22 protein-coding genes are annotated in these 22,691 nt (G+C 60.7%); 8 read left to right on the top strand and 14 right to left on the bottom strand.

Features of this window, described 5'->3' with window-relative positions; translation table 11 throughout:
- Positions 1 to 6: 6 nt before the first annotated feature.
- The 4 genes from CEW87_RS05655 to CEW87_RS05640 all read right to left on the bottom strand — a co-directional run bounded on the left by CEW87_RS05655 (position 7) and on the right by CEW87_RS05640 (position 3,076).
- A complete protein-coding gene (locus tag CEW87_RS05655) occupies positions 7 to 981 on the bottom strand; it encodes an endonuclease/exonuclease/phosphatase family protein (protein WP_108971818.1) in 975 nt (324 codons plus the stop codon).
- 174 nt (positions 982 to 1,155) lie between these two features.
- Positions 1,156 to 2,199 (bottom strand): NAD(P)H-dependent flavin oxidoreductase, encoded by a 1,044-nt coding sequence (locus CEW87_RS05650; protein WP_108971817.1) that lies wholly within the window; start codon positions 2,197 to 2,199, stop codon positions 1,156 to 1,158.
- 72 nt (positions 2,200 to 2,271) lie between these two features.
- Positions 2,272 to 2,751 (bottom strand): cupin domain-containing protein, encoded by a 480-nt coding sequence (locus tag CEW87_RS05645; RefSeq protein WP_108971816.1) that lies wholly within the window; start codon positions 2,749 to 2,751, stop codon positions 2,272 to 2,274.
- 19 nt (positions 2,752 to 2,770) lie between these two features.
- Complete coding sequence (locus CEW87_RS05640) at positions 2,771 to 3,076, bottom strand: hypothetical protein (protein WP_108971815.1); 306 nt, start codon at positions 3,074 to 3,076, stop codon at positions 2,771 to 2,773.
- A gap of 92 nt (positions 3,077 to 3,168) precedes the next feature.
- Between CEW87_RS05640 and CEW87_RS05635 the strand changes: the two genes are divergently transcribed.
- On the top strand, positions 3,169 to 3,744 hold the full coding sequence (locus CEW87_RS05635; RefSeq protein WP_108971814.1) for an NnrU family protein: 576 nt from the start codon (positions 3,169 to 3,171) through the stop codon (positions 3,742 to 3,744).
- A gap of 39 nt (positions 3,745 to 3,783) precedes the next feature.
- Here CEW87_RS05635 and gcvA read toward each other — a convergent pair whose 3' ends face one another.
- A complete protein-coding gene (gene gcvA, locus CEW87_RS05630; RefSeq protein ID WP_108971813.1) occupies positions 3,784 to 4,719 on the bottom strand; it encodes a transcriptional regulator GcvA in 936 nt (311 codons plus the stop codon).
- A 192-nt stretch (positions 4,720 to 4,911) separates the two neighbouring features.
- Between gcvA and CEW87_RS22345 the strand changes: the two genes are divergently transcribed.
- A complete protein-coding gene (locus tag CEW87_RS22345; RefSeq protein ID WP_159098089.1) occupies positions 4,912 to 5,073 on the top strand; it encodes a hypothetical protein in 162 nt (53 codons plus the stop codon).
- Between the two features lie 129 nt (positions 5,074 to 5,202).
- Here the strand turns inward: CEW87_RS22345 and CEW87_RS05625 are convergent, their stop codons facing one another.
- On the bottom strand, positions 5,203 to 6,810 hold the full coding sequence (locus tag CEW87_RS05625; protein WP_159098088.1) for a diguanylate cyclase domain-containing protein: 1,608 nt from the start codon (positions 6,808 to 6,810) through the stop codon (positions 5,203 to 5,205).
- A 219-nt stretch (positions 6,811 to 7,029) separates the two neighbouring features.
- On the opposite strand from CEW87_RS05625, the gene CEW87_RS05620 reads away from it, so the two are divergent.
- Positions 7,030 to 7,857 (top strand): zinc ribbon domain-containing protein, encoded by an 828-nt coding sequence (locus tag CEW87_RS05620; RefSeq protein ID WP_159098087.1) that lies wholly within the window; start codon positions 7,030 to 7,032, stop codon positions 7,855 to 7,857.
- A 31-nt stretch (positions 7,858 to 7,888) separates the two neighbouring features.
- Here the strand turns inward: CEW87_RS05620 and CEW87_RS05615 are convergent, their stop codons facing one another.
- The 3 genes from CEW87_RS05615 to CEW87_RS05605 all read right to left on the bottom strand — a co-directional run bounded on the left by CEW87_RS05615 (position 7,889) and on the right by CEW87_RS05605 (position 10,691).
- Entirely contained in the window at positions 7,889 to 8,650 is a 762-nt protein-coding gene (locus CEW87_RS05615; protein WP_108971810.1) for an ABC transporter permease, read from the bottom strand.
- Positions 8,647 to 9,573: an ABC transporter ATP-binding protein gene (locus CEW87_RS05610; protein WP_108971809.1), complete on the bottom strand. Its 927-nt coding sequence runs from the start codon at positions 9,571 to 9,573 to the stop codon at positions 8,647 to 8,649. Before CEW87_RS05610 ends, CEW87_RS05615 begins: the two co-directional genes overlap by 4 nt.
- 92 nt (positions 9,574 to 9,665) lie before the next feature.
- Complete coding sequence (locus tag CEW87_RS05605; RefSeq protein WP_108971808.1) at positions 9,666 to 10,691, bottom strand: Ldh family oxidoreductase; 1,026 nt, start codon at positions 10,689 to 10,691, stop codon at positions 9,666 to 9,668.
- A gap of 269 nt (positions 10,692 to 10,960) precedes the next feature.
- Here CEW87_RS05605 and CEW87_RS05600 point away from each other — a divergent pair, with 269 nt between their 5' ends.
- Complete coding sequence (locus tag CEW87_RS05600; RefSeq protein ID WP_234421684.1) at positions 10,961 to 12,328, top strand: aspartate kinase; 1,368 nt, start codon at positions 10,961 to 10,963, stop codon at positions 12,326 to 12,328.
- A 106-nt stretch (positions 12,329 to 12,434) separates the two neighbouring features.
- On the opposite strand, the gene CEW87_RS05595 is transcribed toward CEW87_RS05600, so the two are convergent.
- Positions 12,435 to 13,901 carry an MFS transporter gene (locus CEW87_RS05595; protein ID WP_108971806.1) on the bottom strand — a complete coding sequence of 489 codons (1,467 nt, stop codon included), beginning with the start codon at positions 13,899 to 13,901 and terminating at the stop codon, positions 12,435 to 12,437.
- Between the two features lie 142 nt (positions 13,902 to 14,043).
- Here CEW87_RS05595 and CEW87_RS05590 point away from each other — a divergent pair, with 142 nt between their 5' ends.
- Entirely contained in the window at positions 14,044 to 14,940 is an 897-nt protein-coding gene (locus CEW87_RS05590; RefSeq protein WP_108971805.1) for a LysR family transcriptional regulator, read from the top strand.
- Positions 14,941 to 14,965: 25 nt separating this feature from the next.
- Here the strand turns inward: CEW87_RS05590 and CEW87_RS05585 are convergent, their stop codons facing one another.
- The 4 genes from CEW87_RS05585 to CEW87_RS05570 all read right to left on the bottom strand — a co-directional run bounded on the left by CEW87_RS05585 (position 14,966) and on the right by CEW87_RS05570 (position 18,162).
- Complete coding sequence (locus tag CEW87_RS05585; RefSeq protein ID WP_108971804.1) at positions 14,966 to 16,078, bottom strand: mechanosensitive ion channel family protein; 1,113 nt, start codon at positions 16,076 to 16,078, stop codon at positions 14,966 to 14,968.
- A 120-nt stretch (positions 16,079 to 16,198) separates the two neighbouring features.
- Positions 16,199 to 16,786 carry an inorganic diphosphatase gene (locus CEW87_RS05580; RefSeq protein ID WP_234421683.1) on the bottom strand — a complete coding sequence of 196 codons (588 nt, stop codon included), beginning with the start codon at positions 16,784 to 16,786 and terminating at the stop codon, positions 16,199 to 16,201.
- Between the two features lie 355 nt (positions 16,787 to 17,141).
- Positions 17,142 to 17,885: a competence protein CoiA family protein gene (locus CEW87_RS05575; RefSeq protein WP_234419089.1), complete on the bottom strand. Its 744-nt coding sequence runs from the start codon at positions 17,883 to 17,885 to the stop codon at positions 17,142 to 17,144.
- A gap of 46 nt (positions 17,886 to 17,931) precedes the next feature.
- A complete protein-coding gene (locus tag CEW87_RS05570; RefSeq protein ID WP_108971802.1) occupies positions 17,932 to 18,162 on the bottom strand; it encodes a hypothetical protein in 231 nt (76 codons plus the stop codon).
- A gap of 134 nt (positions 18,163 to 18,296) precedes the next feature.
- Here CEW87_RS05570 and CEW87_RS05565 point away from each other — a divergent pair, with 134 nt between their 5' ends.
- From CEW87_RS05565 to CEW87_RS05555, 3 genes are all read left to right on the top strand, one after another.
- Complete coding sequence (locus CEW87_RS05565; protein ID WP_108971801.1) at positions 18,297 to 19,376, top strand: hypothetical protein; 1,080 nt, start codon at positions 18,297 to 18,299, stop codon at positions 19,374 to 19,376.
- Between the two features lie 506 nt (positions 19,377 to 19,882).
- Positions 19,883 to 21,352 (top strand): anti-phage dCTP deaminase, encoded by a 1,470-nt coding sequence (locus CEW87_RS05560; protein ID WP_108971800.1) that lies wholly within the window; start codon positions 19,883 to 19,885, stop codon positions 21,350 to 21,352.
- Positions 21,353 to 21,876: 524 nt separating this feature from the next.
- On the top strand, positions 21,877 to 22,590 hold the full coding sequence (locus CEW87_RS05555) for a hypothetical protein (RefSeq protein ID WP_234421682.1): 714 nt from the start codon (positions 21,877 to 21,879) through the stop codon (positions 22,588 to 22,590).
- Positions 22,591 to 22,691: the final 101 nt, after the last annotated feature.

The raw sequence follows: 22,691 nt of genomic DNA, 5'->3' as shown, positions 1-22,691 counted from the left end.
TTCGCGTCACAGACCGAATTCAACCCACAGCGGGTAGTGGTCGGAGACGCGATACGACACCGCACTCTTGCTCAGATCGAGCTCCCGGTACACGAACGGCAGAAAATCAACGTAGCCACCGCGGCGGTAAGTCATGTTGAGCTGGGCCTTGCCGTCGTCGCCGGTGAACCACGCGACCTGATCGTAATGCTTGTTCGTTGAGGAATTTTCCGCGCGGGTGAAGATCGAGCGCGGCACTGCGTCGAGATCTGGCGGCGTCGTCAGTCCGGTCGAGGTGAAGGCCTGCCACAGCGGGTCGCCGCGGCGGTCGATGTTGAAGTCGCCAAGTGCGATCAGGCTTTGCGACCAGGCGTTGGTGTTGTCTGCCCACTTGCGCATCCAGCGCGCAATGCCGCGCAGTTCCGGAATGCGGCCAGCGGCGCTCGCCCCGTAGGTGACGTGCAGGGTGGCCAGGATGAAGGTGGCCGGCCCGGAGCGAAAGCTGACTGCATAGGGTGTGCGGGCAAACTGGCGTTGCAGTGCGTCGGGCCGGATCTCATCCAGCCACTCCTGAGGCACTACCAGTTCGCAGGCGAGCCCTGAGAGCTCCACCCTGCGGCGGTCGAACAGGTAAGCCATGCGCTCGCCGTTGCCCTGCGGGCCCGCAGTCACGTCGGTCATCAGGAAGGCCCAGTTCGGGCCCAGCCATTTCATCAGGTCGCGCAAGGCCCTGAGATCGCCTTTGAGCTCCTGCAGCGCGATCACGTCAAAGCGCCGGACGATCTCGCCAATCGCCAGCAGTCCGCGCAGATCGCGCTTGGGGGAGTCGTGTTCGCCCGCGGTCCATTCCCGGGTGAGCGAGGCGAAGCCGCGGATGTTCCAGGTCGCGATCAGCAGGTTTTCATCCAGACGCTTTGACGGAATCACGTCGTCAAGATGCGCGTGCAGGGCGGCGATATCGGCCTGGACGGCAAGTGGTGGCAGATCGTCGAGTTGCGGCATGACTGCTTCTCCAGGCGCAAAGCCGCGGTGCGGGACGGCGCCGGGCATGAATCGGATGCTGCACCGCGCGTAGCGCCTGCCGGCGTGCTTCGCGGGCGCCGACGGGTCTATCCGGGCTGCTGCGTTAAAGCTAGTCCACAGGGTGGGGGATTCAAGCGCCCGCTTCCGGCCTGCTCAGGATTGCGTCATGGACGCCAGTGCCCGGGTAAGGCTGGCAGCATCCAGATCCGCGTAGCGCGGTGGGTGCTGGCCGCACCACAGCGGCGAAAACGCGCCACTGCCAAGCGCCTCGGCCGCGGCACGCAGTGGCGCGATGGCAGTCGATGCCAGCGGAAACGCTGGTGCAGCGCGGCACAGGGGCCCCAGCTCGGCGATGAAGCGATTGACGATGCTGCGTGCTGGCCGGCCGCTGAACAGGTTGGTGAGTGCAGTGTGCGCGGCATCAGGGCTTTGCAGCGCAGCGCGATGAACGGCGCTGGTGCTGGCTTCCGGGCACAGCAGGTAGGCGGTGCCGATCTGCACCCCTGCCGCCCCGAGCCTCATCGCCGCAGCCACACCTTCGGCGTCGGCGATACCGCCCGCTGCAATCACCGGGATATCGACTGCCCGCACAATGCGTCGCACCAGGGCGAAGGTGCCGGTTTGGGTCGTGATGTCGTCGCTCAGGAACATGCCGCGGTGGCCGCCGGCCTCCAGCCCCTGCGCGATCACCGCATCGACCCCCGCAGCCTCAAGCCATTGCGCCTCCTCGACCGTGGTTGCCGAGGACAGGACCTGTGTTCCCCAGGCCTTGATCCGTGCGAGCAGCGTCGGGTCCGGCAGGCCGAAGTGGAAACTGATGACGGGGGGCTTGAAGGGTTCGATCAGATCGGCTGTCGCAGCGGTGAAGGGTGCCCTGCCGGCGGCGCTCGGAATCATCTCCGGGTCGATGCCGAATTCGGCGTAATAGGGGGCGAGCGTGGCCCGCCATGCCTGTTCACGCTCGCTGCTGTGTTCGGGTTGCGTGTGGCAGAAGAAATTGAGGTTGTAGGGCCTGTCCGTGCCCGCCTTTATCGCCTGCAGTTCCTTGAGCAGCGCATCCGGGGTGAGCATTGCGCAGGCCAGTGATCCCAGTCCGCCCGCGTTTGACACGGCAATGGTGAGCGCGCTGCCCTGCACCCCCGCCATCGGCGCCTGAATGATTGGCAACGCCGTACCAAGGTGTGTCTGCTCTGTCATGCCGTTCTCCGCAAAAAATGTGGCGAGTGTTTGCCTGAGGCGCAGCGCGCTGCCATCTTCCTGACGCCGCGCTCAGTCGTAGGTTGTGCCGTCCTTGTGCGCAAACTCCCAGCGGCCGTCACGCCGTGTGGCCTGGATGTCATCGTCCGGGTAGACGACGCTGTCGCCCGCTGTACGGTCGCCGATTTCCAGATAGACCACATCGGCGTCGCCCGGATTGGCGAGCTGGTGTGCGTCGCCGCTTCCTGCCCTGAAGCCGGCGCACATGCCAGGTGCGAGGCGGGTTTCGCCGGCGTTGGTGTGCAGCACGGGATGGCCTTCGAGAATGTAGATGAACTCATCCTGCTTCGAGTGCGAATGACGCAGCGCGGATACCGCACCGGGCGGCAGACGGGTGAGGTTGACGCCGAAGTTCGACAGTCCGAAGGCATCGCCGAGCGCACGTTTCTCCCGCCCTGCCATGCGTGCTGCAAACACCTTCGGGTAGTTCGACAGGATCGCACGCAGCGGCACGTCCGCTGCAGGCAGGGCAACAGGGCTTGTGGGCTTCATGGTCGGCTCCGGATTGAATTCAGTTCAGTGCTGCGAGAAAGCGCGCACGGGCAGCAGCCAGCTCTGCCCGCGCGGTCTCGTCGGCGAGGCGCAATGCCATTGAATGATAGGTTTCGAACGCGGCGAGCACCTTGTCGGCATCGAGCGTGCGCGATTCGGCCGGTGGCAGTGGCGAGGGCTCGCCTGCCACCGGCTTGAGTACGGCAAACTTGGGGATGAAGTGCTGGCCGCCCTTCTCCGCGGCTGCGGTCATCGGGCCGGTCTTGGTGAGGACCATGCCCTTGTATTCGAAGCGGGCGCCCATCGGGATCTGGTTGAGTTTCATTCCTGTACCCCGCGGAAAAGCCGTCATTCTAGAGCAGCCGCAGGCTGCTAAGATCGGTCCGATACTTGACTATTCGAACGGGGCGTTTTCGCATGACTGCATTCATCATCGGGCTTCTGCTGTTCTTCTCCACCCATTCGAGCCGGATCTTCGCCGAAGACAACCGTAATCGCTACATCGAACACTACGGCATGATGAAATGGAAGCTTGCCTATTCCATCGTGTCGCTCATCGGCTTCGTGCTCATCGTGTGGGGCTACGGGCAGATGCGCATGGACCCCGTCGTGCTGTGGGTGCCGCCGATGTGGACGCGCCACCTTGCCGCCCTGCTCACCCTGCCCGCTTTCGTGCTCCTTGCCGCCGCCTACGTGCCCGGAACGCTGATCAAGGCCAGGATCGGTCATCCCATGGTCGCCGGGGTCAAGCTGTGGGCGCTGTCGCACCTGATCGCCAACGGCACCCTGGGCGATGTGCTGCTGTTCGGCAGCTTCCTGGCATGGGCGATCATGGATTTCGTCAGCTCCCGCAAACGCGACCGCGCACAGGGCTTGGTTCGTGAAGGCAGGATCGCGCGCGACGCCGTGGCGCTGATCGTGGGCCTGGTGGGCTGGTTCGTGTTCGTGCGCTATCTGCACCTGTCGCTGATCGGTGTGGCGCCGTTCGCCTGAAACCGGACCCCGGGTCTGGCGCGCTTGCGGCCGGCCCGCTCACGGGGGCGACAGCTCCGGGGAATGATCCGCGGGGTGTGTCGCCCGGTACATCTCCGCCTGGGCAAGCAGCCAGCCTGAAAAGCGCTGCACGGCGGCGCGGTCCTGCCGACTCTCCGGGCACGCCAGGTAGTAGGCGAGGTCCTCGGTCAGGATGATGTCGAAGGGCGCGACCAGGTCGCCCGAGGCCAGTTCGTCCAGCACCAGAAAGCGCGGTACCAGCGCAACGCCAAGGCCCGCGCGGGCCGCTTCGGCCAACAGCGAGAACAGTTCGAAGCGCGGCCCGCCAATGGCTTCGACCGCCGTGACCCCGGCCGTTTCGAACCAGCGCCGCCACGCATTGTGGCGCGCGGACTGATGGAGCAGGGGGAAACATGCCAGCGCGGCGGGCTCTTCGCACGCTTGCTGCCGCAACAGTGCGGGCGACATCACCGGAATCATTTCTTCGCCGAACAGCCAGGTGCTCGTTGCCCCGGGCCACACCGACTCGCCGAAGTGAATCGCTGCATCGAACACGGTGTCGTTGAACAGGAACTGATCGGACCGTGTCGTGAGGTTGAGGGTGATGCCCGGGTTGCTGCGCTGGAAGTCGGGCAGGCGCGGGATCAGCCAGCGCGCAGCGAAGGTCGGAATCACCGCCAGTTCGAGCACGTCGCCGGCGCCGCGGTGGGTCATGATCGACACCGTGTCGCGCTCGAGCCGGTCGAGCCCGTCGACGACCTGCCTGAAGTAGAGCTGCCCGGCCTCGGTCAGCGAGATGCGCTTCTTGATGCGGTTGAACAGGCGCACGCCGAGATCATCCTCCAGCACTGCCACTTGCTTGGACACTGCACTCTGCGTCAGTGACAGTGCATCGGCCGCACGGGTAAAGCTGAGGTGGCGGGCGGAGGCCTCGAAGGCTGTCAGCGACTCGATGCTCGGTATGCGGCGACGCATGGTTCATTCCTGTAACTCATGATCTTCGTATTCTATTTCGTTTGAAAAGGGATTGTACTGCGACAAGAATGGCGCTCCTTGGGTTCTGCAAGTCATTGTTTAACAGAAACATTTGTGTAAATACTTTTCTTTGAGAAGTGTTTGCAAGCAGCGCTCGCGATTACATTTGATTTCACATTCAGGAGCAAAACTATGCAAGTTGCCGCCAACGCCCTTAACGCCGACATGTCCCAGATCAATGCCATTCGCTCGTTTGCGCTGGCCGCTGCACAGACGGCGCCGTGCACGTCGATGACGCCGGACTGCGCCGAGCGCCCCGAGCTGATCGATGTGGTGCAACTGGGTTACAACTGAACGACTGCAGACCCATGATGCGCAACCCGGCATCCGGGCTTCCCGCGTCGGGACTCAATCATTCCCGTGCGCTGGCGCTTGCCGCGGAGCGAGGTGGTGCTGAGGGCGTGCGGCCGTGCTCTGGGTCCGTCACGCAGCCGCGCCGGATTCGGAGAGGGTGATCGCGTTGCGTCCGCTTTGCTTGGCGTGGTACATCGCGGTATCCGCATTGCGTGCAAGACTGATTGAATCCTTGCCGTGATCGGGATAGATCGCGATTCCGAGGCTGGCTGAAATCGAGAAGGTATTGTTTTCGATTGAAAACGGCTCGCCGAGTCGGGTCCGGATCTTCTCTGCAACCCGCAAGGCATCGCCGGCATGGTGCACGTGTTGCAGCAGCACCACGAACTCATCCCCGCCGAGACGTGCGGGAATGTCTGATTCGCGCACGGCCTGGCGCAGGCGCTGGCTGACCTCGAGCAACAACAGGTCGCCGATGCGATGGCCCATCGTATCGTTCACTTTCTTGAAGTGGTCGAGGTCGATGAACATGAGGCCGAAGCGGCTTCCCTCGCGACGCGCGGTGGCGAGTGCGACGCTGACATGTTCGTCGAACAGGACGCGATTGGGCAGATCCGTGAGCGCATCGTGCTGCGCCATGTGGCGCAGGCGCTGCTCGGCCTGCTTGCGCTCGGTGATGTCGGTGAAGGACACCAGCATCATGTCCTCGAGCCGGTCGGCATTGATCAGGACATCGCGCATCGACCCGTTCTTGCACAGGATGCGCGATTCCATGCCCTCGGCGCTTTCCCTGGGGATCGTACCCACGGCCATTTCCCACGGCAGCGTCAGGTTGCGCCGGGATTGTTCGTCGGGATAGGACAACTGCTCCCAGGTGCCGAGGTCGGGGATCTCGTCGAGGCTGTAGCCGAAAATGCGTACGAACTGCCGGTTCAGGAACACGATCTCGGCCTTGCTTCCGAGCGTGCAGCACGCAATCGCGGTGGGGATGTTGTCGAGCATCTTGCGCATCCGCTGTTCGCTGACCTTCAGCTGTTCTTCGGCGTACTTGCGCGCGGTGATATTGCGACTGACGCCGTGGACTTCCTGCTTGCCCGTTCTCTGATTGCGCGCCTGGGTCATGACAACCTCGGTCCAGACCGTCGAGCCATCCTTGCGCGTCTTTCTGACTTCCTCGGTGACCGTATTGCCGAGCGCCGTGTCGCCCGCCGCCAGACAGCGCACCTGAGCTGCAATCGTCGGGGTCAGGGCGCTCTCGATGGGTAATGCCATGATCTCGGCGGGCGCGAACCCGAGCTGCTTGACGATCGATGGGCTGACGTAGCGCAGGCGCTGGGTCTCCGCGTCGAGCACCCAGACCACGTCATCGATGTTTTCGGTCGTGTTCTGGTAGCGCTCGGTGCGGAGCTGAAAGCGGTGGTGCGCATAGATGATCAGAATGCCGATCAGCGAGAATGCGACGATCCTTGCGATATGGGCCGGGTCGTCGACGCGCAGCGATTGCAGGGGCGCCATGAAGAACCAGTCGGCAAGCACGATGGACAGGATCAGGGCGATGGTGCCGCCCGAACGTCCCCCGATCCAGCTGCTGACGACGAGCGCGGGATAGAAGAGTACGAAGGCAAGCGGCTCAATCGAGGTCCACAGCCGGAGCTGTAGCGCGAGCGCCAGAAACGGCATGAGAATGGCGAATGCCAGTGCGAGATGACGACGCGAGAATGCTTCGGAAGCAGGCATTGGATAGGTGTCGTCTGTGGGGCGTGCCCTGGATGGTACACGGACTTTCCGGCAACAACGTAGCTGTCTTGTACGCCCTTGGTAAGAGGCTGTTACGCGGGCGCGCATGCAGGCATCCGGGGTGAGCCGTCACCCGGGTGCGCTGGCGGAATGGACGACGCGGTTGCGGTCAATGAATATTGTTTGCACTATGTCGGCGTCAACGAAACGAGTGTTGTGATGAAGTGTTCTGCCTGCGGAGATGAGGTCCGGTCCGATGCCCGTTTCTGCAGCCATTGTGGCGCGCGCACGAAGGGTGTCGCGAACACGGGCGTTTCGCCATACGAGCTGCCGTGGGATGGGGGGCAAAACGCCTTCGACACGCCCGATTTCCACGCCGAAGACACGATCATCCCCGACTTCATGCCGCCGACCCCGGCACCCTCCGACACGGCGGACGATGTGTTTGCGGGCGTCGCGGACACCGCGGCCCCGGGCGCCGGCGCAGTGACGGGAAATGCTGCGGCCTCCACCGGGCGCAGGCGCGTTCTGGCTGCCGCGCTCCTCGTGCTGCTGCTTGCAGCCGGCAGTTTCTATTTCCTTCGTGGTGGGGACGAAGCACTTGTGCCGGCACCGGCGACCGTAGTGGCCGTGCAGCCAGCCGATGTTCCGGCTCAACCCGAGGATCAGGCTGAGGCCGGGTCGCCTGCAAAGGCAGAGGAGATTGTTGCGTTGGCGCCGCGTGTGTCGACGGACGAGGCTTCGGCACAGTCTGAAGTGGCGCCGGCTTCGCCGCCGGATCCCGTTGTCGAGCCCGCAAAACCCGAGCCCAGGACCAAACCGACGGAGACCGTGCAGCGCAAGGCAGCGCCTGCGCAACCGGCGCCCGCTGCGCGGTCCGCTCCGGCGCGCGCATGGCTGGCGGCGCTCAAGGCGGACCTGGCCGCATGCGACGCAGAGTCGTTCTTCCCGCGCATTGCCTGTCGCGAAAAGGCGCGCTGGAAATACTGCGCGCCAGACCACTGGAATACCGTGCCCGAATGCGAGGTCGACAGCAGCAAGCGCTAGCGCAGGGCCGGGTGGCCTTGCACTGTGGCGTTCAGGGCTTGAGGCGGTAGCCGGTGCGGAAGATCCAGGCGACGGTCACGATGCAGGCGATGAGGAAAAACAATGTCATTGCCAGACTGAGTGCCGGGCTCACATCGGCAATGCCGTAAAAGCTCCAGCGAAAGCCGCTGACCAGATACACCACCGGATTGAACAGCGTCACCGTCTGCCAGAACGGCGGCAGCATGTTGATCGAGTAGAAACTGCCGCCGAGGAAGGTGAGCGGGGTGACGATCAGCATCGGCACCAGCTGCAGCTTCTCGAAGCCGTCGGCCCAGATGCCGATGATGAAACCGAGCAGGCTGAAGGTGACGGCGGTCAGTACCAGGAACATCAGCATCCACAGCGGGTGCTGGATGGTCAGGGGCACAAACAGCGCCGCAGTGGCGAGGATGATCAGCCCGAGGATGATCGACTTGGTGGCCGCAGCGCCCACGTAGGCAATGACAATCTCGAGATAGGACACCGGCGCCGACAGGACTTCGTAGATGGTGCCTGTGAAGCGTGGAAAGTAGATGCCGAACGAGGCGTTGGCGATGCTCTGCGTGAGCAGCGCCAGCATGATCAGGCCGGGCACGATGAAGCTGCCGTAGCTCACCCCGTCGACCTGTGGAATGCGCGAGCCGATGGCGGCGCCGAACACCACGAAATACAGCGAGGTGGAGATCACCGGGGAGATGATGCTCTGGGTCAGCGTGCGCCGGGCGCGGGCCATCTCGAAGCGGTAGATGGCATTGATTGCGTGCAGGTTCATCGCTCTTCCTTCACCAGATCCACAAAAATATCCTCAAGCGAACTCTGGGTCGTGTTCACGTCCTTGAAGGTGATGCCCGCAGTAGCAAGGTCGCGCAGCAACTCGGCGACCCCGTGCTGCGCACGCTCGGCGTCGTAGGTGAAGACCAGTGCATGACCGTCTGCAGCGCGCTCGAGCCCGTAAGCCGCAAGGGTTTCGGGAATGGTGTCGATGGCCTCCTGCAGTTGCACGGTGAGCTGCTTGCGGCCCAGCTTGTGCATCAGCGTGGCCTTGTCTTCCACCAGGATGATCTCGCCACGGGTGATCACGCCGATGCGGTCGGCCATCTCCTCGGCTTCCTCGATGTAGTGCGTGGTCAGGATCACGGTGACACCCTGCTTGCGCAGTTCGCTGACCAGCGCCCACATGTCGCGGCGCAATTCGACGTCCACGCCCGCAGTGGGCTCGTCCAGGAACAGCACCCGGGGTTCGTGTGACAAGGCCTTGGCAATCAGCACGCGCCGCTTCATGCCGCCCGACAGCGTCATGATCTTGTTGTTGCGCTTGTCCCATAGCGACAGAGAGCGCAGCACCTTTTCGATGTAGGCCGGATTGGCCGGCTTGCCGAACAGGCCACGGCTGAAGCTCACGGCCGAGAACACGGTCTCGAAGGCTTCAGTGGTGAGTTCCTGCGGCACCAGTCCGATCAGTTCGCGCGCCGCGCGGTAGTCCGTCACGATGTCATGGCCACCGACCTTCACCGTGCCGGTCGATGCATTGACCAGCCCGCACACAATGCTGATCAGCGTTGTCTTGCCGGCGCCGTTGGGCCCCAGCAGCGCGAAGATCTCGCCCTGCCGGATGTCGAGGTCGACGGTCTTGAGTGCCTGAAAACCGCCTTCGTAGGTCTTGGATAGATTGGAGATGGAGATCATTGTGGTCATGGCACTTACCATACCAGAGCGTTGGGCCGAGGGTTCCTGCGGATTCGTCCGGCCATGCAGACGGATTGGTGGCTTTGGGGCCGCGAGCTCCTTCAGCCTTCGCCCGCCAGTGCGCGCAGCTTCGCCAGTTCGTCTGTGTCGATCGCAATACCGATGCGCACGGATTCTGCGCGCTGGCGGTAGCGGCGATCACCGGGCTGGCGCGTCTGGCCTGCGTCCAGCATCGCGCCGACCAGCGTTTCCGTGCGCTGTGCGAAATTGCTGCCGGTACCCTTTGACGGATCGATCACGATCAGCAGCTCGCCGGTCCACGGTGTCTTCGCACCCGGATGCTGCGACCAGTCGAAATCGAAGGAGAAATTGCCGCCCGTCAGCGCTGCCGCGAGCAGTTCGACCATCATCGACAGCGCCGAGCCCTTGTAGCCGCCGAATGGCAGCAGTGCGCCACCGTCGAGAATCGCGGCGGGGTCCCGGGTCGGCTCGCCGTTGCGGTCAACGCCATAGCCTTCGGGCAGGGTGTGGCCTTCGCGCGCGGCAATCTGCACATCGCCGTGGGCAATGGCGCTGGTGGCGAGGTCGAACACCAGCGGGTTGGCACCCGCGCGAGGCGCGGCGAAGGCGATCGGGTTGGTGCCGAACAGTGCCTTGTGGCCGCCATGGGGTACGACGCAGGCCATGCTGTTGACGAAAGCCAGGGCGACCAGCCCTTCTTGTGCGAAGGGTTCGACGTCCGGCCACAGGGCCGCGAAATGGTGGGAGTTGCGGATCGCGAGCAGCGCAATGCCGTTGTGCCGGACTTTCTCCAGCAGCAGCGGGCGGGCGGCTTCCAGTGCGGGCTGGGCGAAGCCATTGCCGGCGTCCACGGCCACATAGCCGGGTGCGACATCCTCCACCTGCGGAACCGCCTTGCCATTCACCCAGCCACTGGCCAGCGTGGAGAGGTAGCCCGGGATCCGGAAAACGCCGTGGCTGTCAGATCCGTCGCGTTGCGCACTGGCGCAGTTTGCCGCAAGCACCTTTGCCACGTCGTCCGAGGTGCCGTGACGCACGAAGATCCGTGCCAGGAGGGCTTCGAGCTCGGAGAAAGGGAGAAGGGTCTTGCCGGTCGGTGTGGTCATGTCCTGTTTGCCTGGGCATCAATATCAGCGATCAACATTCTACGCATAAAGCGGAGGCTGCCTGCCAGACGGCCAGATTCGCCTCTCGCGCCGGCATGTGCAGGCCGGTTTCTGCAACGCCCTGCACATGCACCATCCCCACGCATAAAAACATCGCACAATCCATTAAACTACCGGGTTTCGCTCGATCCTTCGCTCGGTACGGGGATTACGTCATTCAAAGCTCGGGGGCACCCATGATCTCGGTTGAAAAAATCGGTGGCACGTCAATGTCGGCATTCGGAGATGTGCTGCGGCACATCATGTTGTACGACAAGACGCGCATTTATGGCCGTATCTATGTGGTGTCGGCCTATTCGGGTGTGACCAACCAGTTGCTTGAGCACAAGAAGACGGGCGAGCCCGGCATTTATGCGCTGTTTGCCGAGCGCAAGGACTACCACGGTGCGCTGAATGGCCTGGCCGTGAGCCTCAAGAAGCTCAACGCGGGTTTCGCCGAACTGGGCCTGCCGCTGGATGTGGCCGATGCATTCGTGGATACGCGTATTGGCGAAGCCAGGAAATACCTTGATGCCATGCACCACGTGCTGGCCAGTGGTTACCTGAGCCGCGAGAACGTGCTGCTGGCGGCACGCGAGGTGCTGGCATCGATCGGCGAATCGCACAGCGCATTCAACGCGGTCGAGATGCTCAAGGCTGCTGGAGTGAATGCGATCCTGCTCGATCTCGCAGGTTTCCATGATGACGAGGCTCTGACCATCGACCAGCGCATCAGCAACAGCTTCAAGGACCTTGATCTGGCGAACAACGTGGTGGTGGCCACCGGCTACACCAAGGGGATCGAGGGCATCATGCGCGAGTTCGACCGCGGATACTCCGAGGTCACGTTCAGCAAGATCGCGGTGGAAGTGAGACCGGCCGAGGCCGTGATCCACAAGGAGTTTCACCTTTCGTCCGCCGACCCCAACATCGTCGGCCTGGAAAACGCAGTGATCGTGGGCGCCACCAACTACGACGTGGCCGACCAGCTGGCCGATGTCGGCATGGAGGCCATTCATCCCAAGGCGTCCAAGCCGATGGAACGGGCCGGCATCCCGATCCGTCTCAAGAACACCTTCGAGCCCGAGCATCCCGGTACGCTGATCACCAAGGATTACGTCGGTGAGCGCGCCCGCGTGGAAATCGTGACCGGCAGCGACAAGGTGACGCTGGTGGAGATCCATGACCCGAGCATGGTTGGCACGGTGGGCTTCGATCTCGGCATCCTGGAGATCTTCCGTCGTCACGACGTGTCCTACATCCTCAAGGCCACCAACGCCAATTCGATCGCCCACCTGCTGTGGGAGAACTCGGTCACGCCGGCGCTGATCGATGAGCTGGAGACCACTTACCAGGTGGTCTCCATCAAGCCGAGCGCCATCGTGTGCACCATCGGTTCGAACATCAGCATCCCCGGCGTACTCGCCCGCGCTGCTCAGGCGCTGGCCGAAGCCGAGGTGAACGTGAACTGCGTGTCGCAGACCCTGCGTCAGGTGAACATGCAGTTCATCGTCGAGCGCGAGGACTACAAGAAGTCGATCATCGCGCTGAACCACTCGCTGTGCGTCAATTCCGGCACACCGGTGCCGGTGGCGTAATCCATCGAGGGGCAGCCGGACTGACAGGTCTGCCCCTCTCGCAAGCGGAACCGCACGCCTGCGCCAGCAGGTTTCAAGCGCGGCGCGACGCTTCTGTTGCCAGTATTCAGCGTCCCCGCGAACTGGCTGGCTGAGAGGCGGCTTCCGGTTGGCGAGGCACGCTGCGGTATGCAATCGCAAGTGCGGCTGCGAGAAGGAGCGCTGCGACTGCGAAGGTGAGCCGCATGCCGAGCGCAACGGATGCGGGAGATGCGGTCGTGATGTCGGCGCTTCCGGAGGCCAGCGCGAACACCGCACCCATTACCGACGCACCAGTGACAAGGCCGAGATTCCGCGCCAGATTGAGCACGGCGGACACCACGCCGCGCTGGTTCGGGCCGGCATCCTTCATCACCGAGGTGTTGTTGGCCGTCTGGAACAAGGCATAACTTGCGGTGATCACCACAAGAGGCGTGATGTAGCCAGGGATGCCGAGTGTGAAGGGGACGATGGATAGCGCAAGCGATCCGCTTGCCATGCCGATCAGTCCGAGGCTGGAAACGCCTTGCGCGCCAAAGCGGTCGGCGATGCGCCCGGCAGGGGCGGCGGTCAGTGCGGCAACGAGCGGGCCAACCGACATGACCAGTCCAACGGATGCCGCCCCGAGTCCGAGTGCGCGTGCCAGATAGAACGGCCCGACAACCAGTGTCGACATCATGACCGTCGATACGATTGCGCTCGTGGCGAGGCTGCTGCTGAGGCTCCGGCTGCGGAAGAGCTCAAGCTGAAGCAGCGGGAATGCGGTCTTTGATTCGACACGCACGAACAAGCAGATCCCGGTCGCTGCGATCAGCAACAGCCCCAGTGTGTGCAGGCCGAAACCGCCGCGGCCTGTTGTCATTGCCAGCGCGTAGGCCGCGAGTGCCAGCGCGAGCAGCAGCGTGCCGATCACGTCGAAAGTGGGGCGCCCGGCACCGGTGTGTGCGAGTTCCCGTGGCAGGTAGCGATCGGTGAGTACGAGCGCCACAATGCCCAGCGGCAGGTTGATGAGAAAGATTGCCGGCCAGCCGTAGCCGTTGATCAACAGGCCACCGAGCGATGGCCCGAGTGCGGTGCCGATTGCTGACATTGTTCCGAGCAGGCCAATCACGCTGCCGGTCCTCGCCTTCGGCGCGATCTCTCCGACGATGGCCATGGCAAGGGCCATCATGATGGCGGCGCCAAGGCCCTGAAGCCCGCGGGCAGCGATCAGCATCGGCAGCGAGGTCGCGATGCCGCACAGGCCTGAGGCAACGGTAAACAGCGCGATTCCGACCAGTAGCAGGCGTTTGCGGCCAATGAGGTCGCCGAGCCTGCCGACGCTCACGATCAGGGTCGTGATGGCGAGGAGGTAGGAGAGGACGATCCATTGCACCGCCTGAAATGACGCATTGAAGGCTTCCGCGAGGTTCGGCAAGGCAACGTTGGCGATGCTGGTGCCAAGTGAGGACAGCAATACCGATAGCGACAGACTGACGAGCGCGCCACGGACCGGGATTGCGGCTTTCGTCGGGTCCGCAATGGAAGAAACACGTTCAGTTTCGATTGTTTTCATGATGAGCCCCTGTTGTCGGCAATGCCCGCTATTGGCATGTCGAAATCGTAGAACGCTCAGTTGCATGGCGGAAGACGCAGCATTTGCACTTTAATGTTGCGTTTGACGCCATATATCGACCGGCCGCTGCTATGCTTGATTGATGTCGAAACCCGATCTGAATCTGCTTGTCACCCTCGACGTCCTGCTGGCCGAGGGCAGTGTGGCGGGGGCTGCAAGGCGACTGAGGCTGAGCCCGTCCGCGATGAGCAGGGCCTTGGCGCGGTTGCGCACGGTGACGGGCGATCCACTGCTGGTCAGAGCGGGGCGGGGTCTCGTCCCTACGCCGCGGGCGGTCGAACTGCGCGAACGGGCCAGCCAACTCGTGCAGGATGCCGAGGCAGTGCTGCGCCCGGTCGAGAAGCTCGATCTCGGGCGCCTGGTCAGAACCTTCACGCTGCGGACCAGTGAAGGCTTTGCAGAGACGTTCGGCCCGGCGCTAATCGCGCGCGTCCGCGACGAGGCGCCCGGAGTGTGCCTGCGCTTCGTGCACAAGCCCGACAAGGATGGCAGGGCCCTTCGCGACGGATTCGTCGATCTTGAAACTGGCGTGGTGGGAAAATCTGCGGCACCGGAGCTGCGTGTGCAGGCCTTGTTCAGGGACCGTTTCATCGGCGTGGTGCGTGCGGGGCACACGCTGAGTCAGGGTGAGCTCACACCGCTGCGCTATGCGAGCGCCGCGCATATTCTTGTTTCGAGGCAGGGGCTCGACAAGGGGCCGATCGATGAGGCGCTGACGGAACTTGGCCTCGAACGAGAGATTGTCACGATTGTCAGCGGCTTTTCCACTGCGCTGGCCCTGGCACGGGCTTCGGATCTGGTCGCCAGTGTCCCCGAACGCCATACCGGTGGCCTGCGCAGCGGTATGTTCAGTTTTCCCTTGCCCGTTCCGCTGCCGGAAATTTCGGTTTCAATGCTGTGGCACCCACGGCTGGATGCCGAGCCGGCACATCGGTGGTTACGTTCCTGTGTCAGGGATGTCTGTGCGGCGCTGCGCTGAATGCTTGAGTGACTGCGGACTGGCATCAAACGGCATCGAAGGCGGCCGCCGTTCTGTCGGCCGCCGGCTCGGCGCGGATCTGCGGCAGGAACTGCGGATACTCGCGCTGGATGAAGTCGAGCATCCCTTCGCGGATGCGGCAGCGCAGATCCCATGCCTTGGCCGCATCCGGTGCGCTCACCAGGGCACGCAACTGCACCGCGCGGTCGCTTGCGTCGACCACCTGCAGGAGCTGTATCCGGCTGTCCCACTCCGGGGCGAGCTTGCACAGGCGTTCGAGTTCGGTGCGCAGGGGCGCGAGCGGCATGCGGTAGTCCACCCACCAATGGACTGAGCCGATCAGTTGCGAGCTGTCACGGGTCCAGTTCTGAAAAGGGTTCTCGATGAAGTAGTTGAGCGGCACCACCAGGCGGCGCTCGTCCCACACCCGCACCACCACGTAGGTGCTGAAGATCTGCTCGATCCAGCCCCACTCCTTTTCCACGATTACCACGTCGCCGATGCGTATCGGCTGGGTCAGGGCGATCTGCAGGCCAGCCAGCAGGTTGGCCAGCACCGGGCGTGCGGCGAAACCCACCACCAGCCCGGCCACACCGGCCGAGGCCAGCATGCTGGCACCGATCTGGCGCACGGCGGGAAAGGTCATGAGCATGGCGGCGGCGCCCACCGTGACCACCAGAAACCCGGTGATGCGGGTCAGCACCCGGGTCTGGGTTCGTACCCGGCGCGCCTGGTACTCGTCCTCGATCTTGCTGCCGCGATAGTCGTCGAGCACACCGGCCCCGACGCCATGCACCGCACGCAGCGCGGTCCAAGTGAGTGCGCCGATGGTAAGCAGCACCAGAAGTTGGTGCGCCGGGCCCACGCCGGGGAGTTCGGCCGGCAGGCCTTCAAGCCCGAGCAGGGCGCCGAGCGCGAGCATGGCCCAGCGCATCGGCATGCGTGTCCCCCGCACGAAGGCCTCGCCCACCGTACTGCCACGGACGAATCGGGCCAGCGCAACGTAGATCAGGCTGTGTGTCGCCAGCGCGAGAGTCAGCGCCAGAGCCGCTGCGACCAGGCTACCCATCCAGGGACCGATGCGGCCGTCGAGCCAGGCTTCGAGTGATTGCGGGTCGGGAATGTTGAGTTCGTTCATAAGCGCCTCATGTCCTGTGGCGACAGTTTGCCGCAATGCACAAGGTAAGGGGGCGATGCGGTCAAATGGTTCCGCTGCACGCCGGGCAATCCTGGCTGTGATCCGCCACGCCGACAAATATCAGAAATCGACCGGCGCCCCCTTCCATGTACCGGGTTTCGGCCGTGCGCGACGAAGGGCAACGCCAGCCTCGCACCAGCCCTCGCAGGCGTTGCGCCCGGGCTGCCGACGGAAGAAGTTCAGCAGTCCCTTGCACTTCGCGTAGCGGTGAAAGAAACGCAGGATGAAGTCGCGTGCCGATGCGCTTGGAGGCTGTACGCTGCAGACGAGCTTGTCATCCTGCATCCCCCTGTCGGTCAGGGTCACTGCGCCCCAGGCCTTGACCCGCACGCGCGTGCCTTGCGCAAGCCTCGGCCCCAGCACCAGCGCATCGAGCAGATCGCCCTCAAGGCCCAGCAGGTCTGGCACCGAACCGTAGTTGAAGGGACATGGCAGCGGAGAGATGAAGTCGAGCTGCCCCGACGATCCGCGCTTGATGAAGCTGCCCCGCGGAATCTCGATTACCACTTCGAGCTCGGGCGGTGCGGACGCTGCCTGCTGAGTGTCGGGATCAGTTCGTCCTGGAGGGTTCATACCGCAAGTGTAGATGCGAAAACCTGACGCGCTTCCTGCCGGACGAGGATACAGGTCTGCGTGGCGGCCGGTCATGCTGATTCCGCGTCGGGTATGACCTGGCGCGCTGAGGTGAAAAAAGGGCGGGGAACCGCTTGCCGGATCCCCGCCCCTCGTGACGCTCTGCCAGTAATTGACTGGCAACTTGCCAATTTATGGTCGCCGCTACAAAACCTGTAGCGAAGGGCATAAATTGGCAGAGCCCTCCTCGATTTGCGCGGCTTCTCAGGAGGTTGCTAAGCAAAATTTGGCAGAGATGCAGGCATAAATTGACAGACGCGAAAAGGACGCCTGACTGCGTAAAAAATGTATAAAAAATAGATACTTAGAAGTATACTTTTTGTGGAAGAAATTTCAAGTTTAACCTTAGACTGTTGCGGCATCCCGATGCCTAGTTGCTGCCTCGCTCGTTGAGTTCCCTGATGAGCTTTTCTCGCGCAATCGGGTCTCGCGGAACCAACCCCCACCATGGATCGAAAACGAGTAGTGAGTTACCGCTTTGCATGGGTGACTCCGACGACGCTTGCAACACTGGCGGGACGCGCGGCTTCACTCGTGGAGGCGCTGGGCTTTGGGGTGCTGTATCCGTGGCTTCGTGGATGTGTGTTGGTTCATAGGGCTCATCTTTGACCGCGATATCCAAGTGTAACCATCGTCGGATGCCGGGGTCGAGGACAACTAGTCCCCTGAGTGTTGCAGTGGTCCAACCTGCACGTTGGCGACGGTAGGCGCTAGACAGGTCGATCTCAACGGTGGGTATCCCTGTCCGAGTGATTTCTGCGCATTTGTCATCGCCGCATCGGTGCGTCACTGTGATTTCAACGTGTAGGACGGTAGATTCCGAGCGCAGTACGACGTCTGGGCGTTGTCCGTGCCATCGTAGTTCGTCGGGTAAGAGCGCCTCCTCGTACAGCGTAGGCTCGAACTCAAGCGGGAGAAGTAGTTGACGCTCGTCGGCGAGGATTTGTTTGGCCATCCGGTGAAGCGCAGTCTCTTGCCCCGTTCCACAGCTTCGGCCGCGATGAGCAAAATGGTGAACGCGGTGAGGGCCTTTTTTGGCGATCAATGGGGCTTTACACGCTGGGCAGAAGCAGCCACAGGGGAGCCCGCGATCGACTTCCCTGATGGAGCGCATCCGCCCCTCCGAGTCCATGCCGAAATCTAGTGTGCGGTCGATCGATCTAGCCATGATCGGCCTCTGCGCGAAGTTCGTCTGAAACGATGGCGCGAAACTGATGAAACACAATCCAGTTCTGGTACTGGCCTTCCCATCGTCCTCTGTTCCGACAGATGGGCTCGACGATGGCTCGGATAGGGTCGTTGCACGGATGCCAGACAGCCATGTCACCCGATGGGAGCGGGCGTAGATGGATCGGAACACCATGAATATGCAGAATGACGACGTTCGACATGACCTTTCTCCTTGCGTGATGGGAGAGGTCAGGTTAGGTGCTCAAACCCTTGTAAATGCTGGACGCGGCCGGTATTGGAACGGTCTCCGGACGGTTCGCTGCTAGACTATTGGCATTATTTACGGGGTGTGAGAATGAGTGATCTCTCGGATGGAGCTGTTGAGACGGCTGAGCCCAGTCCTGCCGAACTTGTTCGCTACGCTGGCTGGTTTCAACGCTTCATCGATCCGGACCGGAACGCGGACTACAGGGGCGTTCCGTGGGATGTCTTCAGGGGCCTCTTGATTCAGCATTCGGCTGACTGGAAAGACGGAACCCCTGCTAACCCAGTAGCGACGAAGGAGCTCTGGTCGAGCGTCGTTGAGGGGAGGGGCGAAAGCGCAGCGGCCGTGGACGGAAGCAAGGCGCGCAAGAGACTGAATGATCACTGGTCGGAACTCGAAACGATGTTTCGCGAGCTCGTCGGGCGGTTTTCGGCGGGCGCAGTAAAAGAAGGTTTTGACGGGCTCCTGTGGCCTGTCAAAGATCGCTCGCCAGGTGGTCGCAGTGCGACGTATCGGCTGGAATGGCGTCCGGTCGGTGCGACAGTCGAACAGCCAACGCTACCAGCGACTTACAGCGAGCTTCCCTTCGTGCTGCGTTATCACGAAGACAAGTCCAGTCTTAGATTCTCGTGGCTGGGGCGGTTATTCTTTCTTCCGCTCTTTTTCAGGCGGCAAAGCGAACGGGCTGTGCGGGTGGACGGACGCAGACGGTACGTTCCTGCACTGGCCCTCGGGATGCTTGCGCTCATGACCGGGCTTTTGCTGCTACTTGCGCTTGCGACGACTACGTCTTCAGGGCTGAACTGGACGCTGATGCTGATGTCCGCTGTGTTCTACTGGGTTCTGCTTCATCCGTTGGCCCGCCTCTATGACCGAAAAGTCATTATGGCGTCGCCGCTCTTCTACCCATTCAAGGAACGTGACTGTCAGGTTGAACTTACATGGGACGACGACGCGGCCGAGAACAATCGTACGTACGGATATAACCTGAGGCTTGTCAGATACGCGGCAGAATGCCCCCTGTGCGGCGCTAAGGTTTGGGTGAATGATGGCAAGCTCGAATTTTTTGATCGTCTTGTTGGCCGGTGTACTGATGAGCCTGGGGAGCATGTGTTCAGTTTCGACCACCAGCTCCTGTCGGGCTATTGGCTACGAGCGCCGCGCCGCTAGGAGCGTTTGTACGTGTTTTGGGGCGAGCCACAGGTTGTGTGCATAGCCTCCGCCATGCGCCCTGTCCCTAGGGCGATTTGCCCCAGCAAGTGGCGTTGTTCAGGATCCTCTCATCTCTCCTGTTTAGCTAATCCCAGTGGAGTTCATTGCCCACAGGGGGCTTCGCTCTGGGCGGGTGAGGTACGAGCTTTGGCGGTCAGAGGGGGAAGAGGGGTTGATGCACTTTTGCACGCGGAAGTTAAGCGATGCTCCACGCTTAGCTCGTTCATGAGATCATAGAACAGGATTCGTAGCGACCGCGTCCGTTTATCCCAAGGTGATAAATTGCGCGTATCCTCCCCAGTGATTCAAGTCCAGGAAACACTGCGGAAGCATAGAGGCAGCATACTTTAGCGATGTAATTTATGTTTATTGATTTGTAGATTACATGTTCTGGCGGTATTGCAACGAGAGCTCGTGCAGAGGACATCAGTCAGGATATCGCGCCAACCTTAGACAAATTATAAATGAGCATTACTCAGCATTCTAAAGACTGCGAGCTTGTCATTGGCCTCGTGGCACCCATAGGGGTCAATCTAGACGATGTGAAGAATCGTCTAGATTCACTGTTTTCTCAGTTTCGCTATGAGATGAACTGGATTCACCTCAGTAACCTCTGCGAGCCATACGTCGACGGAGCCCAAGCTGAAGCTCCCTGTACCGAGCTGGAGAGGCTTGATCGGGGTATGAATAACGGGAAGAGTTGCCGGGAAAGGTTCCAGAGAGGAGACTTCTTTGCTCTTCTTGCTATTAATAAAATTAATGAAGGGCGAACCAGTACGCCAATTGAGCCGCGACCGAGGACTGCGCACGTTATCAGATCGTTAAAGCATCCCGACGAAGTTGAGACACTGCGCCGCACTTACGGGGATGGTTTTTTCTTGCTCGGGGTCTCCTCGAGTGTCAAGACACGGAAACATTATCTTAAAAATGTAAAAGGTATTCCCGAGGCAGAGTTGGAACGTCTTATTGATCGTGATGATCGCGAGGCCGGCGATTTTGGCCAAAGAACTAGAGATGTTTTCCAGATGTCGGACGCTTTCGTAACGACCGACGATATTGAACGGCTTTCAGATCAATTATCTAGAATACTGGATTTACTTTTTTCAGCTCCCGTAGTTCCTCCTACTGCTGATGAGTACGCCATGTTTCTTGCGTACGCGGCATCACTACGATCTGCTGATCTTTCGAGGCAGGTTGGTGCTGTGATTGCTAACAAGAAAAATGACATTGTCTCAACTGGGGCAAATGATGTTCCTAAGTTCGGCGGCGGTCTTTACTGGCCTGGCAAAGATGATCGACGTGACTATGTAAAGAAAGAGGACTACAACGAAAAAGAAAAGAGAGATATCACACTTCGGATTATGAAAAAGCTGAAACCAGGATCTAGCGATTCGGACGAAGATCTGCTGGCGGAAGGCCTAAAGGCACTCAAGGATACCGGACTTCTCGGAATTACCGAGTATGGAAGGGCTGTTCATGCTGAAATGGAAGCCTTGCTTTCGGCTGCTCGAAACGGGATCGCTATCCGAGGTGGTACTCTTTATTCAACGACCTATCCGTGTCACAACTGTGCCAAGCACATCGTGGCGGCCGGAATCAAAAAGGTGAAATTCGTTGAGCCTTACCCAAAGAGCTACGCTATAAGAATGCATAGTGACTCAATTGAGTCGAATGGTGAAGGACGCAAGACCAAGGTCCTATTCGAACCGTTTGTTGGGATTGGGCCACGTAGGTTTGTTGATCTATTTTCTATGAGTTTAAGCAGCGGACGAAACATAGTAAGAAAGGAAAACAGCCGTTTGATCGAGTGGTCGAGGGAGACTGCCGAGCTTCGCGTTCCAATGGCTCCACTTTCGTACTTAGAGGCAGAGGTCAGCCTCGTCAGTGAACTTTCTTTGGTTGTCAGTTCTCAGGAGAAAAATGATGAAACTTAACGCGAATTTTGAACGAGCTCGTACTCTTTCGGAGAAGTGGCCTGAATGGAAACGCTCCTACGAACTCACTAAGAACTCCGTACATAGTTCCACTCACCCTCCGAGAGATTTTGTAGCAAAAAGCGGTCGAGATGAGCGAGATGTGGAGAGTAAGGCTGTTGGTTCCGAGGCAACTAGGAATCGGGTAGCCTGAACTTCGTAGATAGCCGTTCGTCTGACATCACAAATCGCTAATAAAAAAGGCTCCCTAGGGAGCCTTTTTTATTAGCATTAACGCTATCACCCGCTACGAATCTAGCAATGACCACAAGTTGGCCGAACCCTATGAATTCCCCTGGATTCCATTTAGACCGTAGATCGGCATTGCGTTCTAGCGCTTAAGCGAGTAAATATTTATTGTGAACCGTAAGAATGCGTGGAGGAAATGTCGTTATGATTTACGATCAATCACAAGTCGCCGAATCGCTTTCTTCTCAACGTCACGCGCAATGTACTGAAGCGTGCGGCGAGCAAAGGGGTGAGCAATGACGTTCCGCTACGTCAAACGTCGTCCCCCTTTTGTTACATTGCCACGGCACAAACGCAGGGAAGCTGTCATTCGCCTGAACGGCGCGATGTGCCGCAATGCCGGAAGGTTCGGCGGACGCTTCGATAGCAGTCTCGCCCTGGACGATCCGGGTCGTCCGGATCTGTACAAGCAAAGTTTTCACTTCTACTTTCCCGGCACCCAGCGGTTCACGATCTGGAATGCAAATGTCGTAACTGCTCGAAAAGCTTTTTGGCAAAAAGCACACGACATTGCGTACAACCGTGTTGCGGGCATGCTGAATACGGAAGAGCTAGAAATGAACTTTAAGTTGCAGTTCGAGGCAGCGGAGCGCTCAAAGACGGGGAAAATCCTGTCGTACAAACTCGCAGAGCGCCACGAGATGCGTTTCGAACAATTCGGTGGATTGACGTTCGATGAACAGCTGCAAAAACTGGAAGCAGAGATCGTCCGCAACGAACCCCCTGTAGTTCATGAATCGTTTCTGCTAGATCGCAGCTACGCTTACGGTATCGGCGTTGACATCGTGCTTGACGTCGACGTGATTGATCAAGCAGCCATCGAAGCTGCGATTGATCGGTTCATGGCTATCGGCGAGAAGGATTGGGTAGCTCATGAACCTGTTCCCCGTGATCGGTTGCCTGCCGTGAGTGAATCCGAGGCGTTGGCGACTGTCCAGTTCCCACCGTAGTAGTCTTGGAATGCTTCAGGCCGTTAAATAGGGTGGGCAAATTACCTTGGAAGCTGTTGCTACGTGATTTATCGGTTCGATCATCGCAAGTTCAAGGGTGG

This window comes from Parazoarcus communis (genome assembly GCF_003111665.1).
Lineage (GTDB): Bacteria > Pseudomonadota > Gammaproteobacteria > Burkholderiales > Rhodocyclaceae > Parazoarcus > Parazoarcus communis_B.
Note: the sequence above shows the minus strand (reverse complement) of the source record. Positions and strands in the feature narration are given on the sequence as shown.